The following is a 546-nucleotide window of genomic DNA, read 5'->3' as shown; positions in this document are numbered from 1 at the left end:
CTCACTTCCCGACGCCCTGGGAGCCGGTCTATGCGTCGTCCAAATGGGCCATTAACTGCTTTGTCCAGACGGTGCGGCGCCAGGTTTTCAAACATGGAATACGCGTTGGCTCCGTCTCGCCCGGACCGGTCGCTAGCGCACTGCTCGCTGACTGGCCGGAGGAAAAACTCAAGGAAGCTAAAGAGTCGGGGAGTCTGCTTGAGCCCAGCGAGGTTGCGGAGGTCATTATGTTCATGCTGACGCGGCAACGTGGTATGACCATCCGTGACGTGGTCCTGATGCCAACCAACTTCGACCTCTAGGCGATATGGGCAAGACGTATCTTGAGTTCAATTAATGTTTCTTGGCATTGACCTCGGCACGACGGAATTGAAGGTCCTCCTGCTGGCCGACGATGGACATGTCGTCGGGACCGCTCGCCATCCGCTGGAAATATCGAGGCCGAGGCACCGATGGTCAGAACAGGACCCAGAGGATTGGTGGCGAGCTACGCGCATTGCGTTAGCGACGCTGCGTAAGAACTATCCCGACGCGTTTGCACGCATA

General features: G+C 57.5%; 2 protein-coding genes. Both read left to right on the top strand.

What is annotated here, in order from left to right; translation table 11 throughout:
• Positions 1 to 302: SDR family oxidoreductase (locus tag P0D73_RS46670; RefSeq protein ID WP_408183815.1), on the top strand; the 302-nt coding region annotated here is incomplete at its 5' end.
• 34 nt (positions 303 to 336) lie between these two features.
• The coding region (locus P0D73_RS46665; RefSeq protein ID WP_408436522.1) for an FGGY family carbohydrate kinase at positions 337 to 546 on the top strand (210 nt) is incomplete at its 3' end.

It is taken from the genome of Paraburkholderia sp. RL18-101-BIB-B (genome assembly GCF_046026985.1).
GTDB lineage: Bacteria > Pseudomonadota > Gammaproteobacteria > Burkholderiales > Burkholderiaceae > Paraburkholderia.
The sequence above is the reverse complement of the archived record's forward strand: the minus strand, read 5'-3'. Positions and strand labels throughout refer to the sequence as shown.